Source organism: Streptomyces phyllanthi, assembly GCF_009377205.1.
Classification (GTDB): Bacteria; Actinomycetota; Actinomycetes; order Streptomycetales; family Streptomycetaceae; genus Streptomyces; species Streptomyces phyllanthi.
This window is the reverse complement of record NZ_VJZE01000901.1, coordinates 1-1,387: the sequence shown is the minus strand read 5'-3', so window position 1 is coordinate 1,387 and position 1,387 is coordinate 1. Positions and strand designations below refer to the sequence as shown.

1 protein-coding gene and 1 pseudogene are annotated in these 1,387 nt (G+C 71.4%); one reads left to right on the top strand and one right to left on the bottom strand.

Annotated elements, in window-relative coordinates:
* Window positions 1–312: pseudogene (locus FNH04_RS45985) on the bottom strand (hypothetical protein); the annotation flags it as partial.
* A gap of 319 nt (window positions 313–631) precedes the next feature.
* Here FNH04_RS45985 and FNH04_RS45980 point away from each other — a divergent pair.
* Window positions 632–1,159 (top strand): DUF6668 family protein, encoded by a 528-nt coding sequence (locus tag FNH04_RS45980; protein WP_152792148.1) that lies wholly within the window; start codon window positions 632–634, stop codon window positions 1,157–1,159.
* Window positions 1,160–1,387: the final 228 nt, after the last annotated feature.

Genomic DNA, 1,387 nt, shown 5'->3' with positions numbered 1-1,387 from the left:
CACCGGCACCGGCTCCCCCGTGAACTGACTGGAGCCGTCCACGGCGATCTCCAGCGGTACCGCATAGCCGATGCGCTCGTCGTGGACGGTGGCGAGGACCGGATGCCCCGTGGCGAGGGCGAGGCGGTGGAGGTAGTCGAGGACGGTGGCCTGGAGGGGCTCACCCATGAGGGCCGCCACCGGCATCCCGCCCACCGTCGCACCGTCACCCGACGCCGGCACCCGTACGTCGATCGGGGCCACCCCGGCCCCCGCCCGCGAATGCTCCGCCCGCTTGAGTTCCCGCTTCTGTTCGCGGCTGAGTCGAAACATCGTTCCTCACTCGGGGTCAGAAGGAGAGCGGTGCGGGCGGATCGGCAGAGCGTTCACGCACCACGGCTTGCGCCTACCCGGGCTCACCGGCTTCATCCCGCTCTCCCCTCTCCTCACACCGTCCCTGACGTACGCTCGGGTCCGGAAACCGAAACGCGGTCGTACCCCCGCCGGTTACCGCCACTCGGACGAGTCTCTCGAATCACCCCCGCCCACCGCGTCACCGCAGCGTCACAGGCTCGTCCCAGCAACAGACGCCCCGCTTCCGGGATGGTCCGGGCACCATGAAGATCGATGGGAAGAGGCGGAGGAGAGGGCGATGCAGGGGCAGCGGGAGCAGCAGCCGACGGGTGGGCCGGAGATCTGGATACGCGGTCCGGTCACCGCCCCTGATCAGCAGCCGGAGTCGCCACCCGCCCAGCAGACCGCGAGCCCCCGGCGGTTCGCCTGGGTCGCCACGCACGGCGGGGCGGGCACCACCACTCTCGCAACCGTGTTCGGCGGCCACGACGCAGGGCGGTACTGGCCCCGGCCCGAGCACGGGGAACCGGAGTCGGTGCTGCTGGTCGCGCGGACCCACGCTTCCGGGCTGGACGCCGTCCTGCACACCCTCGGCACCTTCCGGCGCGGGGACGCACCGCCCGGGCTCGACCTCAACGCCGTCGTCCTGGTCGCCGACGCACCCGGCCGGCTGCCACGCCAACTCGCCCAGTACGTCAAGGCGATCGACTCCGTGATCGACGTCTACCGGGTGCCCTGGGTACCCGCCTGGCGCATCGGCGACCTCACCGCCCCGCCACCACGGGAGAGCACGGCACTGGCCCGTCTCACCAGAAGGCATGTCTGAGCAGCGTCACCGAACGGATCGTCTGAGTGGCGTCACCGGACGGATCGTCTGAGCGGCGCCTGTCCACGATGACGCACACCAGGATCACCCGGATCACCACGTACGCCCCACGCCCTCGCGTACGCCCCACGGCCTCGCGTACGCCCCACGGCCTCGCGTACGCCCCACGGCCTCGCGTACGCCCCACGGCCTCGCGTACGACCACGACCCCACCAACGAGCCCATGCC